Here is a 26,213-nt window from a genome sequence, read left to right on the forward strand (position 1 = left end):
TGGGTTAGAAGTGCTTCCGGGGGCCGGTCTCACGGATTCAGGTGACAGTAAGCTTTTTGTTATCCCTATTGGAAGCATAGCTTTACTCTTCCAATGTTGCAGCACGATGAAGGTCGTGCCTAACAATATAAGCGTTTTATGCAGGGGGTTGACTTCGCGCTAAAAATGCGTAGAATACGCCACACGTTGATGCGGGGTGGAGCAGTCTGGTAGCTCGTCGGGCTCATAACCCGAAGGTCATCGGTTCAAATCCGGTCCCCGCTACCAATATTTTGAGAGGCAGATCAGTTACTTACTGATCTGCCTTTTTTATGTTTGTTTGTTGGCTAACTTCCTGTGACACATCTGTGACGTATATGTGACACATTGGCCTTTTTCTTTTCCTCAGGAATTTTCCTCTACGACCTTCAGGCAACCGACTGCCCTATCGCTTTGTGATTGTTTATTTTTCCTGGCCGTCATCAAATTCGAGCAAATCCCCTACCCCGCAGTTGAATAACTTGCATAGCTTATCCAACGCGTCTAACTCAATGCGCTGAGCTGTTTCTTTGTAAAGCAGCGTGATGGTATTGCGGTTCAAACCCGTTTCACGCGCCACATCAACGATCTTCATTTTGTGCTCACCCATCAAGCGCGCAAGATGACAACGAACCATCAAAAACCTCCTTAAAACATTTTTTGTCATCCAGAATGGCAAAAAAATCTTGCAAATGGCTTTTTGCTGTCTAAAATGTCACTCAGGATGACATTCTGATATTTGGAATGCCTTTTAGTCACGCAGAATACCACCCCTCATGGAGGTTTTCGATGGAAGCATCATATACCTACCTAACGACCGAAGAGCTTGCTCAGCGCATTAAGTACGACTGCCGCACCATCCGCCAGCAATTAAAAGATAGCGTTCTTATTGAGGGCACCCACTACATCAAACCATTTGGCCGCCGCAAAATTTTGTTCCTTTGGGAAGCCGTTGAAAAAGAAATGCTGAAGGCGACCCATAAAAACCTATCCATTCCGATGGCCAACGGAGGCTTTAGTCATGGGTAAAGTCCGCCAACGTAAAGAGACGGGTAAGCTCTACCTAGACTTTTTTTATCAAGGCTTGCGGCTGCGTGAACAAACCGCGCTGAAAGACACACCTGCCAACCGAAAAAAAGTAGAGCAACTGCTTGCAAAGATAGAAGCCAAAATCCTGCTAGATGACTTCGATTATGCCGAGTTTTTTCCTGGCAGCAAAAACTTAAAAAAACTAGCGCCTACGCAGGCTACTCTCAACTCTACAGTGGCTACGCAAACCACTGAGAGCATATCGCAGCAGGTAGAAACACCACTCTTCAACGACTTTGCCGAGCAGTGGTTTGAAGAGAGCAAGATCCAGTGGCGCTCTTCTCATGTACGTAACGTGAACTCGATCTTGGATAGCTCACTTAAGCCCGCATTCGGTAAAAAGCCCGTCGGCGATATAACCAAGGCTGACATCATGGGGTTTCGCGCCAAGCTGGCCAAGCGCAAGGGACGAGGCACCACAGGGCTAGTATCGCCAAAGACTATCAACAGCCATATGACGATTCTTCGCATGGTGCTGGATGAGGCCGCCGAGCGATTCGATTTCGAGACGCCCTACAAAAATATCAAACCCTTAAAGCTACAGAAGACGCACATAGAGCCCTTCTCGCTCCATGAAGTCCACCGCATCATTGATAACGTGCGCCCCGACTATCGTAACTACTACACGGCGCGCTTTTTTACTGGTATGCGTACCGGTGAGGTCGATGGATTGAAGTGGAAGAATGTAGATTTCGCAAAGAGGGAAATCTTAGTGCGCGAGACGTTAATCAACGGAGAGACCGAATACACCAAGACCGATGGCTCGCAGCGTGAAATTCCCATGTTTGGTCCGGTATACGACGCCTTAAAAACGCAGTATGCCGCCACCGGGCGTATGAGCCAGTACGTGTTCAGCAATCAACTGGGGCAGCCGCTTGATCACAATAACGTGACAAAGCGCGTGTGGTATCCCTTGCTGAGGTCGCTTGGGCTGACGAAACGCCGCCCGTACCAAACGCGCCATACTGCCGCGACGCTGTTTCTAGCCTCGGGTGAGAACCCAGAGTGGGTAGCGCGCATGTTAGGCCACAGCTCAACCGAGATGCTGTTTAAGGTTTATTCCCGCTATGTGCCTAATGCCACACGTATGGACGGCTCTGCTTTCGAGCGTTTATTAGGCAATGCCACGTCTACCAAGCCCGAGAAGGAGCACCGCCATGAAACGGCCTAATCAACAAGCTCCAGCACACCTGTCTCGCACTTTTACTGGCACTTATCGCCTTACGGGGCGCGTGGTGGAGTTCGACAATGCAAAAACGCCTTTTCTAAAGCTTCGGCTAAGCGACTGCGAAGGTGATCGTATCGCAATGCTGAATTTAGCAAAGACACACGTTCCTGAGCGCATTGGCCATTTGGATTTTGTTACTGCATCAGGAGTAAAGTGCTTATCGGGCCAATTCCTACTTGATGAGTTCCGCAAGGCGACCCGTGAGAAAGTCCACTCACTGGACACGCTACAATCGCTACCACGTGTGTACGCCCCCGCACCAGCGGTGTTCGATCAATTAGTGAAGACCGTACAGTCTCTGCAATCGGAGCACTTACGCAGTTTTTTAACACGGGTATTGGAACGTAAGGACCGTATCGAGGCGTTTCTGAATGCACCCGCCAGCGTGGCCTACCACCACGCCTATCCAGGTGGGCTGCTAGAGCATTCGCTGAACGTCGCGAATAATGCTGTTGCCATGCTGCGCTTAAATGAGCCCGCTATGCCGCGCCTGATGCAGGAAACGTGCTTTGTAGCAGGGCTGTTGCACGATATTGGTAAGACGTATACCTACGACTCGAAAGGCAAGCCTAACGCGGCGTGGAAGCTCTGTAGCCACGATGCGTTTACGCTAGAAGCGTGTGCCTATGGCCTTGCCTATTTAGACCAACATGAGCCTAACATTGCGATGACCTTACGCCATATCTGGACATGCGCTTCCCCGGGCGCGCGTTATGGCCAGCCAGCCGCCATGACACTTGCTCGTTACATTCGTGATGCAGATGGGCAAAGCGCCATGACAGATAACCAACAGCGTGCGTTTCGTAGCAAAAGCCAGTGGGGCTTTAGCCGGATTGGACAAAATATTTTTTGGCAGCCTCAGCTAGCCTGCTCGTTAACGCCATAACATCGAAGCGTTTTAACACTGTAAAAGCCGTCATTATTACTTGTGGTGGCTTTTTCTCATCAGGAGTAAATTCTATGACCACTCCAAGTGAGCGCACACGCGCCATTATCCAAACTCACAAATTCCTGGCCGAACTTAGCCAGAGTAGACACCTTCCTGAAGGCGTACGCGTAGAAGCAAAGAGACTATTGCGGCACTATCCCTCAGAGCGAGAAATATTAGAAGCTGCCCGTGTCGAGCAGCATTTGTCTGAGGGAACAATTTTTCAGCCTGTATTTAATGCGACTTATTAAAACCCTGCGCTAAACCACTCACTCATTTGCTCATAACCATATACAAAGGCCAGTTTTCGTGCGCGCGTAAGGCTGACATACACCAAAGCCCGCTCTTCGTTCTCTCGCTGGCGGCGGGTAACAGCATCTGCGGCAGCGCTCATTACAAAATCGAGCGGAAGTAGTCCACGATTAACCGAGGCGATGAATACAGCATCAAACTCAAGGCCTTTTACTCGGTGCATAGTGGCAAGGTTAAGCGCACCATCTGGCGTGCGCGTGCTACGACCGTCCAATAAATGACATCGCTGTTGACGACTTTCCAACGCATGCTTTAGTTCTGTGACCTCTTTACGCGTTCGCGCAATCACACAGCAGGTCTCTGGCGCTAACGTGTTGCCCTCCATAGACGCTAATATCGCCTCAGCTTGCTCGTCCATGCTATCGAAGCAGCGTATTTCTGGCGCAGGGCCGTGCATCAAAGAGTGATAAAACGCCTGAGTATCTTCACCGCCATCTAAGTCATCAACAGCCACGCCTTCCAACACGCTCACCGCCAGTTGACGCGTCTCATCGGTGGTGCGGTAATTCACTTTTAACCGCGCACTGCGGCCGCGAATATTAATACCGCACTGGCCCAGTACAACTTTGTTTTTACCGTAAATACGCTGATGCCCGTCACCTACCATAAACAGGTCGTTTTTTCCTTCAGGCACTAAAGCCCTCAGTAGCATAAACGCCTGAGTACCCATATCCTGCGCCTCATCAACAATGACGGAGCTGATGGATGGCCGCAGGTCAGGGTTCGCTTCCAAGAGCTGGCGAGCATCACGATAAGCGTCATCTGCTTCTTTAAGATGATTACTGGCCAATAGATGACGGTAGCGCTCAAAGACAGGCCAAATTTCCACGCGTTGCTGGCGGTTTAAGCGCGTACCACGCCCTAGGCGCGACGCTTTTTTATAGGCATCAAGCGTCGTGACAGACTGAGGCTGAACCACTCTAGACCACTCTTCTTTAAAAAATGCCAGCGTCAGATCAGAGCTGGCAGGCTTCTCGGAATAAGCGTCATTCCACAGTCTGTTTTCTTCTTTAGCGTCCATCAGCAAACCGTAGTCGTAGCCTAGCTTTTTGAGAAAGCTCACCACCCAGGCATCAAGATTGACGACTTCAACGCGCTTCAATACATCCTGAGAGCATATTTTATTTAGGTTCTGCTGAATATCAGTCGCTAAATTGCGGGTAAACGTGGTGAATAGCACATGGCTTTCACTGGCTTCCGACTGCTCCACAAGCCGTTCTGCTAACCACTTAGCACGGTGCATCGCCACCACCGTTTTGCCAGTACCCGCCCCACCTAACACACGTACAGGGCCATTTTTATCGCCATTCGCTAAGCGACGCTGGGCGGGATGTAAAAAGACGCGCCATTTCTCCAGCGACTGGTTAAGCACTTCTTGCAGCGCCTGCTCATTCTCTGCCACTGCAAAGTGCGCCCGAGACTCAGGACGTGCTAGCGCAGCACTAAAGTCGTCCGTATCCACGCTGTCAGGTGCTGCAGGCACGGTTTCTTGATACGCCTCTTCAAAACTCGCTCCGGCCATTAACATAAACAGCCCCTCATAAGCATCGGGCGGAAGCTGATCGTTAACGCGGGCAGTCTCAAGATCTGCTTCAATTTTCATGCTACGTATTAGCGGGATTGTTTCTTCCGGCACACCTAGCTGCATTAATTGCCGGTCACGGATAGCATCAAATAAGCCAGCCGCCACCGGCGCTGCAGGCTGATGAGCAGGCGGCTCTAATACCCCCTCCTCCACCGTAAACATCTGCAAGCTACCAGTATTGGGGTTCACTTCTACCTTGCGCTTTGACGCCCACGTATACGCCGGTTCGTGGTGGTCTACATACAGCATCAGATAAAGGTTTTCTTTTTCAGCAGCAGCCAAAATTATGCGTACATCTTGATTGGCACGAATGGAACGCAGCTTGTTATCTTTAAAAGCGGTCAGGCGTTCATAATGCAACCCACCATGCTGAGGGTCTTGCTGAAACAGCATCACTGCTTTGTTTGCCTGGCTCTGCTCGTTAGGTGTGAGCTTTAGCAAGCTTTCAAAATACTTTTCAGAGAAGGCTACGCTGACCATTTCAAGCTCCTGAGTCCAATTCAAGTAAGGTGGCTGCCAACGCATCGGCAGACGTGCAAATATGCCAACCCTCCGCTTCCAAGTAAGGCCTTGCAGCGGCTTGATCTTCTAGTTCTTCTAACAGCAGTGCGACCTTGTAAACGTCAAATTGCAACTCTACCTCCCCCACTACCTCATCGAACTCTCCGGCTGTCAGCTCCTCTGCGACTCTCGCCTGCGCTGGCCATACGATATTGTGGCTTTTGAGGGCGGTTGCGAGGGGCTCATCTAGCAGCGTGAACCATTCAGGGTACTGGCAGGAAGAAGCATCCGCTGAAGATAGCTGCTGTGGTGGCCAAAGTAGGCCCGCAGCGATACCACTGTTTTTTGATTCTGGCATCCATGCGTAGAACACTGGCAAGAACTGCAGAAAATTAAACGCTGTCCACAATCGCTGCCACTGATACCGGGCAGCCTCTTCACTGCTGTTGTGCATATCATAACCAAGCGTCACCAACGCACTGGCTACATCTGCTGACGTTAACAGTGTTTTCGCTGCCACCACCTCCAGCGTTAGCGTGGCTGGGCCGGACTGATCTAACAGCGTTACACTGCCTGCTAGCGCGACTGGCTCAGGTGTTAAATCAGTAAACGAAGCAGGTAGCCCACTTAGGTTATCTTGTACCTGCTGTTTAATAGCGGGGTCAGCCAGGGATTTACCAGGCAAACACTGGAATAGAAACAGTAATGCCTGCTTCGCTAGGGCATCCATATTCTGTTCACAAAGGAAATGCAGCAGTAGCTCGAAAGTCGTTTGACCCAAATGTTCAGCAGCATTGCTAACCCCCGCCACCTTGGCCAGCCCCGCTATCGCTTGATGATTATGCTCAGGAGAGGTCATTCCTGCCGGTAGGGGTACATCCATCGCTTTATCGCCCAGAACGCTATTGATGTCGTACCAATTTAGCGACCACACCACAAAACCAGCATGAATCAGCGCTTGGCGTTTAAGCAGGTCATTGCTAACAGCGTGAACATGGTATTGGTAGCCATCCAGGAAAATAGCCACCGGCGCGAGCTCGCTACGCACGGGCCACATCACAAAATCTGGGCGGCTAGCAAACTGAACGCCTTCCGCAGCCCCCAGATCTACCTGCGGTTCCAGCTCATAGCCCACCTCGCCAATGGTTAACCGATAACCATGCTTACCACGCACCACATCCTGAGATACTCGCACCTTGCGCTCAGCTACGCAGGGCGCACCGGAAAAACGCGCCAGAGCTTCTGGGAAACGCGCTTCTAGTTCACTATCTATCCATGGGTTGCCACCCAAAGCACTCAAAGACTCTTCGTTTTTAACCCACTGATGGCCGCCTTTCACAATATCCTTTAGCATTTCCAGCGCCAGCGCTTTACTGGTACTTTCCATGCCATAGGCATTGCGATACTCCAGCAAACAGCGGTAACAGCCATCCATCGTGTTGTCGTAACAGTCACAGCGCTCCATGACTTCATAAGCCATCTGAAACACCGCCTGCATGTTGTCCGCTCGGCTTAGCAGCTCGTGTAAATAGCCCGTACCGCCAGGCACTGAGTCATACAGCACAATAAAGTGCCGACGCTCATCAGTTTCCCCTATCGGCTCGCTTTGGTGCGCCACCCGCAAGTGGTCAACTTTGCCTCCAAAACGACGTTTTAAACCCAGCTGTAGCGCCGCTACAAAGGAGTTCACCTGCTCCTCTGTTCCTCCTGTTGCCAACCTGGGAAGCAAAATACGCAAACCTTCCGAGGTAAAACGCCGGTAAAGATATAAGCAATTTTCGATACCGCTATCTTCTTTACCGCTCGCTAATTTTTTAGGGCCACGGGAATAACGGCACGATTTTAGATGCTCAGCCTCTTTTTTACCGGCCGCTGCCGCTTTGGTTTGTACCGAGCCGCACTCTCGGCAAATTGGAAAACCAGCCCGCTGGATATGCTCACCAGCCACATCAAAATACATCTCCTCGCCTTCTCGTCGGCCAAAATTCACCTCCAAGAAGTTAGCCGCCCGGATGAACTCAAAACCAAAGGGCTTATCTTTATCATCCAACACCCAAGTAATCGCAATATCTGACAGTGCAAAGTCAATTAACATCTGTTTATTGAAAAACACCGGCTCGCGATCATCAGAACGGTCATCCAACTGGGCATCTTTCGCATTGGTGAACGCATATACCTGAGTCATTTTCAGCATTTTGGTACGAGCGCTTTGGTCACACCACTGAGTAGTGTGGCAACGGGGACAGGTTTTACTGTTAAACCCTGCACTAGGATCATCCGCCGGGGCGGAGTAGTGGCAGCGGGGGCAGAAGCGCCAATCTTGAATATTACGCCCCTTAGCCGTTTCTACGCGGCTTACCGTAACTCGGCGGTTACCCGCATAAAATACCGACTCAGGCGCCAGCTCTGTGAGTGCCGCCTGGGCAGGTCGCTGGTACTCATATTCACGCTTGATGAACTCACGCTCGGCGCCGCTGGCGGCGACAGCTTTATCAGAGCGAAAAATCACCGAGTGAAGCGTTGCACCCTCCTCAGGAAACGCATAATTCGGCAACAAGCCTTCATCGGTAAAGAAATTCAGCGTTTCGCGCTTATTCATACGGATACGCATACCCCGGTAGCCGGCTGCTTCCCGCTCTAACTCCACTATTTCTGCTTGGGTATGCTCGTCCTGGGGCTGCTTACGCAGTTTTTCCAACTGCTTATCCAACTCTTTAATGGTATCGGCCATTCGCTGGCGCTCATCAGCGACGACTCTGAGCCGATTCAACACATAGAGCCGCAGGTGGTCTTCACTATGCTGCGGGCCACCAAACAAGTATTGGCGCAAGAGTTCTTGGTCTTCATCGCTTAATTCAGTTGCCACATGCCTGACAAAACCATCCCACACCTCCTGCATGTTGTGCTCAATAAAGTTCAACAGTGTGTACGGGAAACGATCTTGCTGTGTCTTCTCGACGGCATCCAAGACTGGCTGCATCCTCGAAGGCACGACATTTTCCCCTTTTGCCCCGCGCGTCCAGCAGTCCATCGCGTAAGCTAACAGCTGGCGGCGCAAAACATGGCGCGCTTTTAAGAAAACCGCAGGGGGTTCAACAGGAGTATCCAACATTCGGCTTGGGTCGGCATAAAACACCAAGTCGTGAGGGCGGCCATTCGCCACGGTCAATACAAATGAATTGCCATCCCGGCGTCCCCCACGGCCTACCCGCTGCAAATAATTGGCTTGCGCAGGCGGCACTGAACACAGCAAAACGCTGGAAAGATCGCCAATATCAATCCCCATTTCAAGCGTTGGCGTCGCGGAAAGCAGGTTATATTCCCAGGGCTTATCGCCTTTGATAAAGCTGTTTTCTACCCGAGTGCGGTCACTGCTGGCCAGCAGGCCGGTATGCTCATGGGCAATTACCCGATGAATTTCACCATGCCGGAAAAGCGTGCGATAGAGCGAATCACGCAGCGGCCGCGTATGCTCGTATACACGCCGCGGGTCAGACGCATTAAGCAGTGGCAACCCTAACCAAAGAGCCGCATGACCTGCGGGCACATGCAAAGGCCGGTACCCTGGGCATTCGACTGCTTGGATATTGCACGTAATTGCCAGCTGCTCAGGGTTTAATGCCCATAGCGTCACACCACGCTCATTGTGTTCTTGCTGCACAAGCCCCGTCGCGCAAAGCGAATCCAACGCAGCCACTATTACTTGCTCACGCTGTTTTTTGTCAACAAGTGCATCGGGGTTTAAGCATGCTAACCAACGCTCGTACCACGAAGGCACGTTTTGGCTATGGGAGAGCGGTTCGTACCCTTCACCGTTACCAGTGGCTGGATATTGAGGCCTTGGCGAGCCAGGCCCCAAAGGAGGCACATAGTTCAAAAACTTGAGCAAATACGCCGTGCCCGACTTTTCACGGTAATAGCGTAAATCCTCTAAGCCGACAGCCCCCAGCGCCACCAAGTGCTGCATCAAGCCCACCATTAAACCCACCGCCGCCGCACGGTCGATTCGATAGCCCAAGGTATTATCAGCCACTTCAGCCCAGTGAGCAGCCGCTTGCTCAACCTGTGCTAACGGCCAATCTAGCGCCGCGATACCAAGCCGATTAAGCGAACGTCCCACCTGAGCGCGCCAAGCCAAATCTTCCAATAGTTGCCACAACATGCGCTGACGAATTAGCGGTAGCAGACGCTCTGGCGACTTCACCTCACCGGTTTGCTCAAAGTGCTCAAAATCAGCGCTAAAGCGCTGATCGGGGGGCATAAACTCGCGTAGATAATAAGGCAGTGTTAGCCGCCCTTGTTGCTCAGCATGGTTCAGCCAGAACGCTTCAAACTGCTCTGGCAGCTGCAAAATAGGTAACGGCTCAGGTTGGCTTTCCAGCAGTTGGGTAAGCGCCATTCGCACATTATTTTGCCAAGTACGCGCCGCGAAGAACCCTGCGCGATGGGTGGCATCCTGCACCGAATCGCTGAACGTTAGCAGCTTACGGTCATCATTATCACGACTGCTGAACAGCTGATGAATCGCCACCGCGCTAAGGCTAGCCGCCCGTGCCCCAAACACAATCAGCGACGACTTGGCCGCACAGTAGGGGCAGTCGTGCTCGTGAACCACACGATTGACCGTGCCACGGGTGACCTCTTTCAGTTGATGAGGTTTGCTCACCCGCACTAACGCTTCATTACCTGCCTGGCACCCTTTACATGCACCGGCAAAGTCCGCCGCTGCTGTTTTGCCGCATTGGCGGCACACCTTAAAATTATGCAGCACCTTGCCTGCAGGCGACTGCTTTTCACCTTGCTGCCACGGCAGCAACAGCGTGGTTTCCGCATGGTGGCTAAAGAAGCTGGAATAAATGGCCTGAAGCTCCGTTTCCACCACATCGTCTGTTACAGCGCCTCCCTCCATTCGGGTTAACCACGCAGTGCCATGACACTCACGGCACTGTACTAGCGGTAATCGCACCTGAGACTGATCTTTAGGCGGCTGGTCGTCACCAAACGACAACAGTGGCGGGCATTCCGACACCTGTTCATATTTTTCAGGCGCCTCCCTTTCTGAAATGAAGGTAGCAGCCGCTACTTCAGGCTCACGCAACGTACCCACAATCCGCCGTAGCTCCCGCGACCACAGCTGCATACGCAGTTGAACGAAGGGCCGCCCTACCTTATCTCGTGCATGGGCCGCTAACGATAACAGTGCCAACAATGCCTGCTCAGGCTGGCGGGCAAAACGCTGCGGTACTTGAGCTGCCAACTTGCTTACCAGCTCATGAAAGGCAGGGGTACCGGTGCCCAGCTTTATTTGACGCAGCAAGTTGGCAAGCTGACCATGCTGTTTTAATTCACTCCCTAATATCCTGCGCCCTAACTCGGCAGATAATGCCTCTTCAGGCGCTTTACTGAAAAACAGTTGATACGCAGTATGCAAATACGCATCCAGCCCCTCTTGCAGCGCCGCCTGCAGCTCTTCCGGGCCAATGTCAGGGTTCAGGTTCAAAAACGCGATGTTATCCAAAAACTCGGTATCGCTCATACGCTGTTCAGCAATGACCGAGTCACGCCCAAACGGGCTGGAAAAAATATCCCCCGCATAGGAAAGCAGCCCGTTGACGCTATCATCACCGCCAAGCGTTGCAGAAGTACCCACACAAATAAGCTGCTCGGGCTGCATACCGAAGCGAGCACGTAAACGGCGGATCAACAAAGAGAGGTCTGTCCCTTGGGCGCCATCAAAGGTATGTAACTCATCCACCACTAAATAGCGCAGCGTATCAGGCCCATTGTGTGCCCATAACACCTGATCTTTGGGACGCATCAGCAGGTAGTCCAACATTTTATAGTTGGTAAGCAGGACATCAGGCGGGCTGTTGCGCAGGGTGTCTTTATCCGTAATCACCTGCTCTGGCCCCATTACCTTGCTGCCCTGCCCATCGCCGCCTACAAACAACCCTACCCGTAGGCCTTTCAGCGCTGCTTGTTGGTGAACTTCTTTGGCAAACCGCTTGGCTTGGTCGGCGGCCAACGCATTCATTGGATAAATGACGATGGCTTTGATGCCTGGGCCACCCACCCGCTGGCAGTGGTCCAGCACCGGGTACATAAAACACTCGGTTTTACCAGAACCCGTACCCGTCGCCACCAGGGTATTGGCCGCTTGCCGGTCAGAGGCCAAGCGCTGCCACGCCTGCTCTTGGTGGGCATAAGGAGGAAACTCAGTTTCAAATCCCTTGAAGAAATCCCGACCTGCCGCCCCCGTCAAGAACGGCAAGCCTATCGAAATATACGGCCCTTTGATAAACGCCTCGCCACCCTGCTGCTCTTCCACTAAACGCTGAAACTCACCTTTGAAAGGTGCCGTTTCGGTTTCAAAGCCCGTGATAATAAACTCACGCAGGGCGGCAGATACTTCGCTAGCAAGTAGGCCGGGGATCATAGGAGTTCCTTCTTGTGATCTTTTTAAAGTGGTTAGATACTCTCTTATCTCAACCAATTAACACCTAGAGAGCGCCGCTTTAAGTTCATGCGCGTGCTCAATCGTGTAGTTAACTTTGTCAACTCGCCACCCCTGGCGGCGCGCTACTTCTGCATCTTTGTCGTGTATCACAACTCCTATTTTGGCTTTCCACCAAGCCAATTCTAGATTGGCTACTACCTCTCCAGACTCATTCGTAATATCGATACCACACTCATCCGGTGCTGGCACACCAACGGCACGGCATTGTGATATGAGTCCTTCAACTGCAGGGTCTGCAAATTTAGCAATCGCATCCCAACCTGAGCCTATTTTCACTTGGGTTTGCTCACGCCTCAATCGGGCAACTGTTAAGCGGTCTTTATGAGGCACATGCATACGTTCGTGATTTGGCGCTTTACTGTGGCAGTCGATGCACAGCACACTAAGGTTACGTGGACTGTTATCGTGCTTTACACCATTGATGTGATGGGTATGTAACAAGCGCGGATGAGCAGAAAGGTCGACTTTACACTCCTGACAACAAAAATTTGCTGCTTCGCGCATTTGACGAGAGATGGCAGCCCAATCGTCGGTATAGCCATCTTTGCCACCTGCTTGTCGGCTGGGAAAACTACCGAAAAATGAACTGTATTTCTCAAAGAACTCTTCCGCTTGGAATTGACTAACCATTTGATAGCGCTCAGATTTTATTTTCTGACGATATCCTTGATAATTGAGCTTTTCCAAACAGTTCATACACACATTAAGCTCGATATACTCCCCTCCGCCGTGGCCATTTGTTGCGTAGAACTTGCCAGAAGCATTATTGGTGACAACGTAACGCTCAAATCTTCCAGACGCCCGCATATCTTGAATAGTTTTGCATTCCGCAATATGAAACCGATTAGCATCACGCGGTGACACCAATGCGCGTTCATACTTGAAACTATGATCTTGAATATAAAGCACCACCTGAGTATTGCCATGTGCTAGCAGGCCGTCGACGACTCGTAAGTCGTCCAACGATTGTAACTGCACACCTTCGCGTGAAAGCGGTGGCAAGCGCGTCTCTTTAATTTCTACCACCACCGTATCGCCCATCTTCTTAGGCTGGGCAAGCAGGGCCGAGAGATCAACGGTCAGCTTCATCCGCCTTGCTCCAGAATCTTGCGGATTTGCGTATCGGCATTGGTGATTACACGAAAACTCACGCGTCGTGAGGCTTCTCGGTCTTCTATACCTTCACCCGTTAACTCTAAACGTGAAGAAGAGAACCCAACGGCAGCGACGTTGGCTTTTACCCAGCCTTTTAGCGGTGTTACCTCATCCAGTCCATACACATGATTCAACACCGTGCGCGTACGCCCCTGCGAAAGCTCCATATTGTTAAAATAGGCTTCATCTTCGGGCGTATTCATGCCCCAGACACTGCTGGTATGGCCTTCAATGCGCACCTCGTTTATAGAGTCTGAAAACTGCATTAACACATTTAGGTAGCGAGGGAAAAAATCTGCCAAAATATCCCGAAAGCGCTGCTGTAGCTCTGTCGAACCAGTGGCAAACAAGACCTCTGGTGACTGAAATGTGAATGACAAGGTGGTATCGTCGATCGCCGCTTCCCATTGCTCAAGATCGTCTTCGAACTCAGCCATCAATGCCTGGTAAAGCGCCACCTGGTTCTCTTGATACGCCACGGCCACTTCCGTAACGCGCTCCTTTTCCACCCAGGCATTGCGCATAAACACCACGGCAATAAATAAAAAGACCATCATTAGCCCGGCCATTAGGTCCGAAACAGACAACCAATGATGCTCTTCATCAGCTTCTGTTGCTTTCTGCACTTTTGATGGAGGTAACACCCGCTGTATCCAGCTCATGCTCAACGTCCTCCATCACGGGCGCTATCAACAACCTGCTGCATTTGTGCGGTGAGCTTTTGATAGTCCTCAGTAAAGCGCCCGGCAATTTGTGCTAGTGCCGTACCCATGGTTTGCATAACGCGATTGATTTCTTCCTGCATGCTTTCATCAAGCTGCTGTGCCTGTTCCTGTACGCTTTCTTTACCTTTTTTGGCGGCGTCCTCAATTAACCCCGCCATTTGCTGATACGCCTTATTCATCTGCTCAGCTTGCGCGGCAGTAATCTCATCAAAGCTCCGTGTCAGATACTTTTGCATCTCCTCAGTGCTTTCTTTTACTTGGGCCTGGATAGTTTCGATCTGCTTGCCGGCATCGACCCCACCCTGTTTGAGCTGTTCAAGCATCGCTTGGGTTTCTTTCGTAAAACCTTCTGACGCTTCCATCAATGACTGCGTACTCTTTTCCAACCCCTGGCTGGACGTATTGAAATGGCGTTCAAGCTCGTTGGACTGACGCTGTAATTCAGTGCCGATGCTCGTTGTGCCTTCGCTCAACGTCGTTTTCAGTTCACCAGCACTTTCAAGCGCAGCTTGGCTGTACTTTCATTCGTTGTCGTGGTGAAGCTTGAGAGGAACTCAGCAACCGATTTATTGTGTTGTTTGATGTAGTGGTCAGAGTCTGTCAACAGCGTTTGATAATGCTCGCTGGCGGTAGTGGCAGCCTGCGTGACATCTTTCATACTCGCTTCAACCTGCTGCTGCATCTGCGGCACGGCCTCAACCGCCTTATCGCGCATTTCTGCAAAGGCGCTTAAATGACGCTCTAGTTCATCAATTTGATGGCGCGATGTCTCCAGCAACACCTGCATCCCTGACATGGTTTCAGGGATGGTGGCGGCCGACTGGCTAATATGGCTTACTGATTGTTCTGAATCAGCCAACGCCTTAACGGAAAGATCAAACTGGGCACGCATCTCGCCTAGCTGCTCTTTATAGTTCTCTTGCCAGTCAACCAGCTTTTTCACCGAGGCATCCAGCGCTTTGAAGTTTTCACCAAACTGCTCAGTCAGCTTGTCATTGAACTCTGCAATCACGTTCTTCAGCGCTTCAATCATCTGCTCAGTGGCTGATTTGGACAGCATTTCGGCAAAATCTTTAAGCTGCTGCTCCAAATCTGTAGCGAAACGCTCGAAACGCTCCTGCTGCTGACTGACTACCGATACCACTGTTTGTAGCGCGGCAAGTTGCTCACTCGCCGTTTGGTGAGACGCGGCCATATCATCCGCCAGCTGCGTTTGCTGAGCAGCTAATCGCTCTGCCATGGCGTGATTCGTCTCTTGAAGAGCATCTAACCGCTTACAAAGTGCCTCGTTAAACTCACGATTTTCCAAGCGCTGCTTACCGATTAGGGTACTCAACGAACTATCGCCTTCACCGGTGAGCGATTTATTCAGTTTTTCTAGCTCTAGTTGCTGTTCAGTGTGGTGCGTGGCTTGCTGCTCATTACCTAGCTGAATCGCCTGTAGCAGGTCATTACCCGTCGCATCTTCATTCGTTTGAGAAGCGCTGCTATCTTGCTGACGGCGCCATTCAGGAACAGGTGGGATAGTAGACGTTAGTATTTTGTAAACAATCGCTGCCGCCATACCCACCAAGCTAGTAATAAACGCCGTCTTTAGACCATCCAATAGTCCAGAAATACTGGCATCAATAGCTTCAGCACTGCTTGCGTCAAAGTGCATTAGGCCAATAATGATGCCGGTAAAAGTTCCAAGAATACCTAATGATGTGAGCAAACTAGAGGCATAGGCTGTTAAACGCTTGAACCAGCCTATTAAATAAAACAAAAAGCAGAGCATGCCGGCTACCAAAATTATCGCCACAAAAACGCTAGTCACACTGCTTGCTGAAAGCGATTCAAAAACTGACATCAAAGATTTCGTCATAGCATCAACCACCCATCAAAATTAATTAATATTAGCAATCAGTGAACTTAACGTTAGCCTATGCATAGCCACTATCAAGACATGCGGTAAGCATTATTGAAAATCACGCTTGGAAACTAATGCATCGACTAACCCTTGAAGCTTCGGAGGTAGCTCAGGAGCTGCTTTTCCCTCTATTTCTTTAGCGTGTTTCGTTAAGTAGGGATGCATTGCCACAAACCCTATAAAAACAATTATTAATATGATCGAAACACCTGCAGTAAAAGGAATTAGCACTAGTCCTAAAAAAATGACGAGACAACCAAAACCTGCGTCTTGCCTACTGGCTTCAGCTTCTTTACTCAGTTTATAGAGCTCTGCATCTAGCCCTAAAACATCGTAGGCAAAAACATTAGACTGATCTTTACCATAAAATGGTAAGCTAGGTTCTTTTCCATACCTTCTAAAGCTCCTCTTCTTTTTCAAAATATCAAACATACGCTGACAAACGTCCCACCCATCACTTCTAAAAGTGAAGAAGAAAATTTTATCAATACACTCACCCTCTCCGTTTTCATATTCAGTCAAGTGCTTTTCAAGCGATTCCTCCTTAGAAAACCCAATAACATAAAACTTAACACCAAATTCTTGAAACCTGGCATAATAAACATAACCTGAAGGATCTATCTCTTCCCTGCTGAAGCATTTTAGTATTTTTAACATTTATCGCTCCAAATCCTGAAACTTATCTAACGACCCTTAAATAAAGCTGAATGTTTATAGTTAGCTTTCATCGCTCCGCCTCCTAAACACTCCCAACACACTAATTTTCTGCATAACCGCACTGTTCAATTAACCTCCCACTTCAATACTGTGAATTTTAAGCCTCATCACCTAAGTAAATGGCCATTGCCTTATCTGTATTAGCGGCCTCAACCAACTTCTGACATTCATACCCGCGGGAGACTAAGTTCTTTTCGCGCCAGCTGTTACCGTTCAAACCACATGTAATATAGATACCGAAGTTTACCAACGAAGCTAGCAGTCCTATATCCGAACTGGCTGGGAACAGTGCAAGCACAATTACAGTTACCAGTAAGATAGATCCCAAACCCCATATTTTTTGACCAGCGCCCATATAGGGCCAAAAAAGAATCCTGGCCAAGACCATCCCTGCTTAACTGCTTCGTGCATTCCGGCTGGATGCATGTAAATTTTAAATTCTTTCATTTTAAGCCTGCTTATAAGCCAATTATTTTATTAATAAAATGAACACAGCACCTCTTAAAAAGGTGCTGACAAAATTTTAGTAGTTATCGACGTAATCTTGATAGCTTTTTTCATAACTACCCGTCGACACACAATCAACAGAGGCACTGCTCATTACTTGACCATAGCCATTTCTAACCACAACAAGTGCTTTACCAAAAATATTTACTGTCGCTCTCGTCTGTTGCTCCCCTTGATCACGGACAATCACATTAATATTTGCGTTAACATCCTCGAAATTAGCTTGTAATAAGCCTACATTGCCCGTCGGCTGGCCACAATTTATTATCCCTGAGCCTGGATTTAGGCCATAATTTGAAGATATAAGCCCTGAGTTTTTATCAACATTATCAATAGGCGTATTATTGCTGGCAAACCACTCTACCGTTGCCTCCCACACGTTATCGAACTCTTTATCGAATACGAAATTTTTCTCAGCCGTATCGCTAGGCAGTCCGGTAACCCCAGCAGCAGCACAACCTCCTAAAAAACCAAGCGCGGACACTATCAAGCCTAATTTAAGCATTTTCATTACAATGATCCCTTTTGATTCATGTTTTCATTGTGGCTTCTGCCACTCTTTTACTACGCGATCCCTACGGTCGCGCATTTGGCTTCATGCCAAATTCTTTTATTGCTCAGCTCCGGCAAAAATCCCCCAAGCCACTCGATAATCCTCTTCCCTATCTGGCTTGAAGAACGGGGCTTTGTATGCCACGGTGCGCTCCACCGGCCCACCCGGAAGCGTGTCGTCCTTATAGGTTTTGTAAACGCTGCCTTCCTGCAGGTGCTGGATGTCTTCCCAGCCGAGGGCGATGTCGTCTTCTTTTCTTTCTGGTGCGTCTATGCAGTAGAAGGTGCCTTCGGTGAGTTCCTTCTTGTTGGCTTTTCTGGGCAGGCCTACGCCTGCTATGCCAATGTTGACGCTGAAGACGACGCGGCCGGTCTGGTCGTAGAAGGTTTCGGCTTCGTTCTGTTGCAGCACGGGGAACTGGACACGGTAGATGGTGAGCAGTTCTTCCAGCGTGAGGCCGAGGGCCTGGGCGACGAGGACGTCGATTTCTACCAGGGCCTGGCGGCGGGCGTAGTCGGTGCGCAGGGCGTTGTGGCGTTGCCACTCGGGGGTGAGGTTGGCAAAGAAGTCCTGGGGCAACGCGGCGATGGGTTCGCGAGTGGCCCAATGTTGTTGGCGGAAGTTGTCTTGCCAGTTGGATTGCCAGAGGTCGGCGTAAATGTTCGTCAAGCTCTGCAGCGCCAAAGCCCTAGCTTTCACACTAGAAGGAAGGCTTGGGACTGGCAGAGTGTGGACTATGCTCTGCGACGAAGGTCGTCCTGTAGCCTTGATATAAAAATCTGCTACCAGACTGATTGAAAACGCAGAGAAGTTAATTAAGTCGTCCACGCTTCTGAATGTATAGCTCACACCCGTATTTATGTGGCCAAGCCCGGGTGCAATTATCGTGTTCAAAAAAGTTCTTTCGCCCGACTGAGAAAGCTGAAACTTCGTGACAAACCGATAATACTCCGTCACCAACCGCTCCCGGTGCTCGCCCTCTTCCACCCAAGGCACGCGCGGGGTGCGGTCGCGGTAGGTGGCGGGGTCGCAGGCGGGGATGTAGTTGGTGCGCGGCAGGTAGTCGTCCGGCAGGGTTTGCAGGTCGAGAGGATCGTAGGCCCTTGGTGTATTGCATTCCTGTCGCGGAGTTTTGTAAAACGGATTACCAACGAAGAAATGGGGACCGGAGAGTATCCATTGTTCCGGGTTTTCCGGAAAGCGGGTTTCCCGCGTGATGGTGCCGTCCCGCTGGGCATAGGTTTCGTCGAACATTACCGTGGAGAAGTACTGCCCTTTCAGATCCCCCAGCCGCCGGGGCTGGGCGGCGAATTTTTCCAGTACGTTGGTGAGCTGCCGGGCGTGCAGGGCCGGCAGTCGGGCTTCCAGGGCATCGGTGCCGGCTTCGTCGTAGAGCTGGGCGAACAGGGCCAGTTCGTGCCAGCCGATTTCGAGAATACGGTCGCGGTGGCCAGTTAACTCCCAGCTGCCCTTTGAGCTCTCCTCCTCTCCAATACCGCTTTTAATCCCGGGCACGGGTCCAGAGCCATCACTTTGATAGCATGCATCTACTGTTGAGGGGTCGAACACATTCGAGATGGAATCGAACTTTGGTTCGTCTCGGCAAGGACCGTAGATGTTTACCGAGAACTTCACCCATATCATAATTTCGGCAAAAAGCAGACGTACGTTAGTGTATTGGAAATGCCTACGAAGACGGTTGTACACCTCCCGACGGAATCCCCCACCCTTGGGATCATCATAAATCCCCTCCGGATGCAGAAAGCCACTCACGCCCTGTCCGTTCAAATTGGCCCAGGCCCGGGGCAGGAAGCATTTGTACAGGTTGGTCTGCACACCCTTGAGCTGCGGGTAGTTCTGGGTGGCATTGAGAAACGCCTGCGAACCTTCCGCTTCCGCCAGCTCATCAAACCAGGCCTGCTGCAGTTGCGGGCTGCGTTCGAAGGCCGCCTCGCGCTCGTCGGTCAGTTGCTTGGCACTGAGTTTGTGCAGCACAAAGGCCGGGTTGTGGTCGCCGAGGATACCGCCTTCCTGCCATTCCACCTTGCGCCAGGGCGGGTTACCCAGAGTGATGTCGAAGCCGCCGCGGTTGGCAAAGATGTCGGCGAAGGCCAGTTCCCAGTGGAAGAAGCGGTAGTGCTCGCCTAGCTGGTGGGCAAACTTTAGGTTGGCGAAGAAGGGGTTTTTGAACAGCTTTTCCAGGTTTAGATCGCCGCGCTGGTTGCTGACTTCCCGGGCGGCTTGTGTTTCGGGCCGGGTTTCGGCACGCAGGGTTTGCTGCAGCTCGTCGGCGGCGAACAGGTCTTCCACCGGTTTGGCGAAGGGGTTGGCTTCTTCGGTGGCGGGTGCACTTTCGCCCTGGCTGCCTAGCAGGCTTTCTTGAGCGGGGGCGAACTCGAAGGTGCCTTGAGAATTTAAAATCGTGTTGAGTTCAAACAGCCAGGTGCTGCGGTCGGGCAGCTGGTTGACATTTTCCAGCGGCCAGAACCACAGCGCGCACCAGTAATCCATCGCCAGCTTAAGGCGGCGGTACGGCGAGGCAATGCGGGCGTTGGTGTTAAAAATGCCGCCGGTGCGTATGTCGTCTTTTTCGCGGGTGCTGGTGTGGTATTCGTCGCCGCCCTGCTGGCCCCATAGGCGGTGGTTGTCTTCGGTGCGTTTGCGGTCTTGCGCCAGCATTTGGGTGTGTTCCCGCCATAGGCGGTCTACCGCTTCGCTGAGTAGCTGAAGAGTTTTAATTTCCTGCTCGTCTAACGGGGCGCAAAACGCTTTTTGCCACGCTTTGATTTTCTTAAACGCCTCTGGCCGCAGCTGTTTGGCGGTTTTGTCGCTGTAACCCACCATGCCGGGGTCGGGGAGCAGGAAGTGGTAAATTTCATTGGCGTTGCGCCCGCCTGCGGTTGGCGTTTGTGTGGCGAGCAGGCTTTCCGGCGCTAGGCGGCGCGGGGCGGTGTTGTACCACAGGCCATCTTTGTGCTGCTTTTTCAGCGCACTGGCGGGGTACACCTCGCGGCGGGCGCCAATCAGGCTGTTGCCGGTAAACAGTTGGTAGCCAAACCAGGGCACGTTGTGGCCGCCGCTCAGGGCGTTCAGCCACAGGGAGACTTCCGCTAGCTCTACCGCGATGGGGTTGAGGTCGACCCCGTAGACGTTGTGGTCGGCAATGTGCATTTTTACCCGCTGGAGTTCGCGCGGGTAGTCTTCATGGGGAATGCGCTCCCCCAGTTCCTGCTGTTTGCGGGTGAGGTAGGATTCGGCCAGTTGGTTGACGGCTTCGTTCAAGAAGGCCGCGCTGCCCATGGCGGGTTCGCACACGGTTAGTTGGAGGATGTTGTCGGCGGTGATGTCTTCGGTCAGGCGTTCTTTGAGGGTGTACTTCACCAGGCTTTTGGTGAGCACTTCCGGGGTGTAGTAACTGGCGGATTTTTCCCGGTCGCGCCCTGCCATGCGGTAGATGAATTTGCCTTTGGGGTGGACGCGCAGGGTTTTCCGGCGATCACTGTTCAGATCGTACACGCGCTCTTTGTCGTCGAACTCTTCTAGCTGTTCGCGGGTAACAAAGTAGCCAGTATCAAGTTCGTCGGGGTTGATGTTGTTGCCTTTGGGGGCGACTTCAAACAGGTCTTGGGTGGCGAAAAAGCCCCGGTAGCTGAGCAGGGCTTCGTACACCGCGCCTAGCTGGTTGATGCCGAGCTGGGTGTAGCTGACGCGGCCACGGCGTTTTCTGCCGCTGGTGGGCCGGGTCAGCGACATGCTCTGAATCACCTGCTGCAGGGTTTCATTGCTGAAAGTAACGCGGTTAAGCAGCGAGGTTTTGGCGGGGTCGAATAGGTGGCTATCCAGCCCTTGCAGCGTAAAGGCGTTGGCGGTGCTTTCGTGCAGGCTGCCTTGGCGGTTAATGGTGTAGCCTTCGTAAATGAGCCGGAACATGCGCTGCAGGCTTTCATGGAAGTAGCTGCCACGGCGGCTCTCTTCGGTGGTTAGGCGCACGTTTTCCAGCTCGCGCAGGCTTTCCAGGCTGTAACCCATGCGCCAGGTTTCATCATTACTGGGCAGGTAGCCGAGTTCTGGCCGCGCTTCGATGTAGAACAGAAACAGAATGCGGTACATGGTGCGCAGGCACTCTTTGGAGAGCTGGTCGGGGTCTAGGGCATTTTCGCCACTGTAGATACCTTCCTTGCGCTCGCGGGCCTGCTCGATGAGCTGCGCGGCGGCTTCGTTACCGAGCAATTCAATGGCATGACGCAGGGCGTATTTGAGGTCGTCGGAGACCGCAAAGGCGTGCTTGTGGCTGTTTTCGTCCAGGCTGTCTAGCCGGCACTGGCCTTGCTTTCCACCGTTTTCAGGGGGCGCTAGGCTTTCCCAGTGCAGCAGCACGGCGGTGGCTTTTAGGGTTTTTTCGTCTCGGCGGCCAAGGATCTCTTCCCAATCAAAGCGCAGCATGCGGTTTTGCGACCACTTGTAGCGGTCAATCAAAATGCCTTGGCGATCACTCAACAAGAGCACCCAGCGCGGCGGATTTTCGTTACAAGGTGCCGACTGCCGGAACACCGCGTCGTTGAGGATGCTGTACCAACTGGTGTTCTTCAGCTTGTCGTGGTGCGGGCCGGGGCCGAAGAACTGGTTACTGTGCAGCTCCAGGGAGAGCGGGTCTTCGCCTTCGTTGTTGGCATCAAGCGCCCCTAGCACCCAGAGCTGGTCGCCCAGCACGCTGAGCACGGGTAGCTCGGCATTGGGGGCAATTTCGCGGTTTTCTGGCTGATAGGGTATGCCTAGCACGCTCATCAGCGCTTGAAAGAACTCCCGCTGCAGGCGGATACGTTCGGCGGCGCTGCGCTCGCTCTTGAGCCTGTGACGCAAGGCAAAGTAGCGCTGGTTTAGGTTACGCAGGCCACGGTGGGGGCTTGGGTCTTCCCTGCCTGCTTGTTTGGCGGTGTCTTCGCGGCTGTTCCACTCTTCAATGGTGTTGGCAAAGTCGCCCTGGAATACTTCTGCCAGGTAGTGCGCGCTGAAGAATTCGTTGTCGTTGGTTAAGCCTACGAACGTGGCGACGGTTTCTTGTACGGCCATCTGGTATTGCTCCCTTAGCCCACCCGGGCGGTTAGTCGTTTTCCCGGGTAAACACGGCAATGATCTGAATGAACGGCACCGGCTCGATGGTCAGGGTGTCTTGCACCCAGGTTTCATACTCGCTGAACACCCGCTCGATGCGGTTCATGCGCTCTTCCTTGCGGGCGGCTTTAAAGTGTTCGGCCTGGCCGGAGCGCTCTAACTGAAGGCTTAGCTGGTTAACCTGGCGGCTTTTTAGTGCGTTAAGCGCCGCTAGCTGTTCAGCAAGCTCTGCTTGTTTGGCAGTGGCGTAGGCCTGCTGGCGCTGCTGCATTTCGGCGTTGGCGGCCTGAATCACTGCCGGGCGAAGGGCTTCTAATGCGGCTAAATTGATCGGCTGAGCACGGTTGGGCAGTTTGTTGTTCAGCTGCAACTGCTGCAGCCACTCTTCGGCGCTTTGTATCTCTATCACGCCTTGCGCTTGTGAGGTGCGGCAGCGGATAGCAAACCATTGCCAAATAACCGGGTGGGCTTTGCGGTTGGGAATCAACCCGCTGACTAGAAAGACGCTTTCATCCGGCTGTAGCGCTTGAGTAACCGCTTGGACATCCGGCAGGGCAAGCACTGGCGCACTGTGACGGGCTACTTGGGCCAGCAGCTTATCTTCCAACCACTGTATGGCGGGGTGCTGGGGCCATAAATAGTGCAGCTTGGGCCAGGCATTTTCGTCCTGCCGACTGCGGCGGATCTCGTATTCAAAGCGGGCTTTATCGGCCGTGAGAATCAGGCTGCCATCTTGAGGGCGAATTTCCGGCGGTAAAAAGCGAAAGCGGTAGTCGAGGTCGTCCGGAGGCGTTAGGGTCAGTGTTTGCCGCTCTTGGTTAGCGCTAAATGCCACCTGCTTGCGCTCACGGTTAATGGCTTCTAACGCTTGGTGGGCAAAGGCGAAATCACTGGCAAACAGGCTGTAGCGCTGTTTGGTTTTTTGCTGCGTGTGCTGTTCAGCTTCTTCTGCGTTGGGCGTGCTTGCTTCTGGGTTAAGAAACAGCGCCAGCAGGTCGTCGCCTTCGTTGGTGGCATCGGGTTGGTACTGGGCATCGAAGACGCTGGCATCGGTGCCGGTGGCCATGGCCTCCATGGTCAGGCCTTCTTCGGCTTCGGCATCGTGCACTTTCATAAAGGTGGCGGGGTCACCGATATTCTTGTAGGCCTGCTCGTCTTTCTCTTTGAGGATTTCAAGAATGCGCTGGTCGCCGCGCACCTGGGGGTTATCGCTCTGGTTAATCAGGTAGGTAATGATCGGTGTTTCGGTTTGGCCGTAACGATCTACCCGGCCGTTGCGCTGCTGGAACACCATCAGCGACCAGGGCAGGTCAAAATGCACTAGCCGGTGCGACAGGTAGTGCAGGTTGATGCCTTCGCTTGCGACATCGGAACATAGCAACACGCGCAGCTTGCTTTCCTGCTTACCAAAGGCTTCCACGATGTCTTGCTGTTCGATATCGCTCATGCCGCCGTGCAGTATCCGCAGAGCATCTTCTTTAAGTTTGAGATCATCAATCAGCTGGCTGTGCAGCCAGTTAAGCGTTTCAATGCGCTCGGAAAAAATTACTAGACGGTCTTCAGTATTGGTTTTCTTCCAGCCGAAGGCGCTGCTTTTCAGCAGCTTGATCAGTTCGCGGTATTTATTGAAACTTTCTGGCGTGACGTTTCGCAGCGCTAACAGTAACGATTGCAGCGATTGAATTTCATGCTGTTCGTCTTCGCTTATCTGCTTATGCTCAGACCCACGGCCTGCTAGCTTTTTAATGCGTTGTTCAACCGACACTTTGGCCGCTGCTGGCGAGCTAAACAGGGATTTTTGCAAACCAATGCGCACTAGCTGGCCGTTTTTGGTGGCGCTGTGCTCACCCCTGTAGGTGAAAGGCACCTCTAATAACGCTTGATAGGCGGCTTCTTCTTGAGGCGAGGCATCCAGGTAAATATCATTCACTACCCGCTCTTTGAACTCTTGCTGCACCTGGTCGCGAATATCTTTCTTAAAACGGCGAATGACCAAGCCTTTGTCGCGGAAATCTTCTTTTGCGTAGTCGTCGGGGTCGGAGATCGCCGTGGGATCGAGCATGTTCATCAGACTAGCAAAAGAACGCGCTTTGCCGTCGTGGGGCGTAGCCGAGAGCATAATGAGGGTGTCTGAACGCCCTGCCAGCAGCTGAGCCAATTTGGCACGCTGAGAGCTTGAACCGCGCTCTGCTACGTTGTGGGCTTCATCAATCACGATGATGTCCCAGTAGGCTTGTTCTAAGTGGCGGCGGTATTCGTTGTCTTGCTTGAGGGTGTCGATGGAGATAATCGACTTGTCGTAGTAGTAAAATGGATTGTGGTTACCCGGAATATTGTTGCGTACCCGCTGAAGCCCAGCAGAATCTAGCCGCGTGAGCGGGATGGTAAAGCGGTTCCACATCTCTTTTTGGAACTGGGTCATCATGCTTTTCAGCGTGAGCACCAGGATGCGCTTGCCTTTGCCACGTCGCATTAGCTCGGTCATTAAAATGCCGGCTTCTAGGGTTTTGCCTAACCCCACCGCATCCGCAATCAGAATACGCTGGCGGTTCTGCTTCAGCGCCTGCAGTGCGGGGTCTAGCTGGTAAGGCACGGGGTCCATCGCGGCCTTGTGGCCCAGGTGAATGTTGTCATCTGCTGGGGTGATCTGGCGCAGCTGGGTTTCAATAAACAGGCGGCTTTTTTCAAAGCCTGGTGTCAGGTCTTGCTCTAAGCGGGTTTCGGCGGGGTCGAGCACACGAATAGCGTTCTCAGCTTCTTCCAACTTGGTCAGAAAGCGTGCGCTTTTGCCACTGACCAGTTCTGACAAGCCATCCACCGTTAGGATATAGCCGCCGTCATCACTGGCATCTGCGCGTCGAACAATCCATTCACAGTCACGAATGACCACGCGTGCACCGGGGGCGTAGAGAGCTGACATGCCTGTTTCCTTGTTTCAACCAAAGGCGACCAGAGGGGTATCAGGAGTGTAAGCGAAGGCTCCGACATTCCGTGTCGCACTTTGTCTGTCATGCTAAATAGTGAGAAAACATTAATAATAATGAGATTATCATTATGCTGAGCACGGATATAGGCACTGCCCTACAAATACTTTAGGTAATTTCAGTTAAGCCCCGGACTAGCTGGGCTAAATAATGCGCCCTGCACCTTATGTGGTTGAATTAATTGACCATGCATCACGGGATATCGATGCTAGCACCTAAAGCGTAGTTAAGCGGCAGTAGTAATTGCTGCTCTAGCCCGGATTTCTCACAGGGTATAAAAGAAAGCGGCTGAAAGTGTTAACGTTTCAGGGCCTTACACCAAAAACCAACACCAACAGCCGCTTCCAAAATGGTACCTGAAAAGCTGACCTTC

General features: G+C 51.9%; 15 protein-coding genes and 1 tRNA gene. 5 read left to right on the forward strand and 11 right to left on the reverse strand.

The genetic code is table 11. The features are described 5' to 3' along the window. Nucleotides 1-190 precede the first annotated feature (190 nt). Nucleotides 191-267 (forward strand) — tRNA-Met (locus INT19_RS00565). 175 nt (nt 268-442) lie between these two features. On the opposite strand, the gene INT19_RS00570 is transcribed toward INT19_RS00565, so the two are convergent. Next, entirely contained in the window at nt 443-655 is a 213-nt protein-coding gene (locus tag INT19_RS00570; protein ID WP_193059306.1) for a helix-turn-helix domain-containing protein, read from the reverse strand. A gap of 152 nt (nt 656-807) precedes the next feature. Here INT19_RS00570 and INT19_RS00575 point away from each other — a divergent pair, with 152 nt between their 5' ends. The 4 genes from INT19_RS00575 to INT19_RS00590 all read left to right on the forward strand — a co-directional run bounded on the left by INT19_RS00575 (nt 808) and on the right by INT19_RS00590 (nt 3,514). After that, nucleotides 808-1,047 (forward strand): hypothetical protein, encoded by a 240-nt coding sequence (locus tag INT19_RS00575; protein ID WP_009098524.1) that lies wholly within the window; start codon nt 808-810, stop codon nt 1,045-1,047. Beyond that, nucleotides 1,040-2,278: an Arm DNA-binding domain-containing protein gene (locus INT19_RS00580; protein WP_193059307.1), complete on the forward strand. Its 1,239-nt coding sequence runs from the start codon at nt 1,040-1,042 to the stop codon at nt 2,276-2,278. Before INT19_RS00575 ends, INT19_RS00580 begins: the two co-directional genes overlap by 8 nt. Further along, complete coding sequence (locus INT19_RS00585; RefSeq protein WP_193059308.1) at nt 2,265-3,221, forward strand: TraI domain-containing protein; 957 nt, start codon at nt 2,265-2,267, stop codon at nt 3,219-3,221. Before INT19_RS00580 ends, INT19_RS00585 begins: the two co-directional genes overlap by 14 nt. A gap of 74 nt (nt 3,222-3,295) precedes the next feature. Further along, on the forward strand, nt 3,296-3,514 hold the full coding sequence (locus tag INT19_RS00590; protein WP_172515350.1) for a BPSL0761 family protein: 219 nt from the start codon (nt 3,296-3,298) through the stop codon (nt 3,512-3,514). On the opposite strand, the gene INT19_RS00595 is transcribed toward INT19_RS00590, so the two are convergent. From INT19_RS00595 to INT19_RS00640, 10 genes are all read right to left on the reverse strand, one after another. Continuing rightward, nucleotides 3,511-5,640, reverse strand: a complete 2,130-nt coding sequence (locus INT19_RS00595) for a UvrD-helicase domain-containing protein (protein ID WP_193059309.1) — start codon at nt 5,638-5,640, stop codon at nt 3,511-3,513. The genes INT19_RS00590 and INT19_RS00595 overlap by 4 nt on opposite strands. 1 nt (nt 5,641) lies before the next feature. Beyond that, a complete protein-coding gene (locus tag INT19_RS00600; protein WP_193059310.1) occupies nt 5,642-12,097 on the reverse strand; it encodes a DEAD/DEAH box helicase in 6,456 nt (2,151 codons plus the stop codon). Nucleotides 12,098-12,154: 57 nt separating this feature from the next. Further along, on the reverse strand, nt 12,155-13,267 hold the full coding sequence (locus INT19_RS00605) for an HNH endonuclease (protein ID WP_193059311.1): 1,113 nt from the start codon (nt 13,265-13,267) through the stop codon (nt 12,155-12,157). Further along, nucleotides 13,264-13,995, reverse strand: coding sequence for an OmpA/MotB family protein (locus INT19_RS00610; protein ID WP_226912942.1), 732 nt, complete (start codon nt 13,993-13,995; stop codon nt 13,264-13,266). The genes INT19_RS00605 and INT19_RS00610 overlap by 4 nt, the downstream gene beginning before the upstream one ends. 2 nt (nt 13,996-13,997) lie before the next feature. Continuing rightward, nucleotides 13,998-14,531, reverse strand: a complete 534-nt coding sequence (locus INT19_RS00615; protein ID WP_193059312.1) for a hypothetical protein — start codon at nt 14,529-14,531, stop codon at nt 13,998-14,000. Between the two features lie 8 nt (nt 14,532-14,539). Then, nucleotides 14,540-15,907: a MotA/TolQ/ExbB proton channel family protein gene (locus INT19_RS00620; protein ID WP_193059313.1), complete on the reverse strand. Its 1,368-nt coding sequence runs from the start codon at nt 15,905-15,907 to the stop codon at nt 14,540-14,542. Between the two features lie 108 nt (nt 15,908-16,015). Next, on the reverse strand, nt 16,016-16,624 hold the full coding sequence (locus INT19_RS00625) for a hypothetical protein (protein ID WP_193059314.1): 609 nt from the start codon (nt 16,622-16,624) through the stop codon (nt 16,016-16,018). Between the two features lie 583 nt (nt 16,625-17,207). After that, nucleotides 17,208-17,702, reverse strand: a complete 495-nt coding sequence (locus INT19_RS00630) for a hypothetical protein (protein ID WP_193059315.1) — start codon at nt 17,700-17,702, stop codon at nt 17,208-17,210. Between the two features lie 99 nt (nt 17,703-17,801). After that, nucleotides 17,802-22,814, reverse strand: a complete 5,013-nt coding sequence (locus INT19_RS00635; RefSeq protein ID WP_193059316.1) for a class I SAM-dependent DNA methyltransferase — start codon at nt 22,812-22,814, stop codon at nt 17,802-17,804. Nucleotides 22,815-22,845: 31 nt separating this feature from the next. Continuing rightward, complete coding sequence (locus tag INT19_RS00640; RefSeq protein ID WP_193059317.1) at nt 22,846-25,776, reverse strand: DEAD/DEAH box helicase; 2,931 nt, start codon at nt 25,774-25,776, stop codon at nt 22,846-22,848. Between the last annotated feature and the right edge of the window lie 437 nt (nt 25,777-26,213).

This window comes from Halomonas sp. 3A7M, from assembly GCF_014897875.1.
GTDB lineage: Bacteria > Pseudomonadota > Gammaproteobacteria > Pseudomonadales > Halomonadaceae > Vreelandella.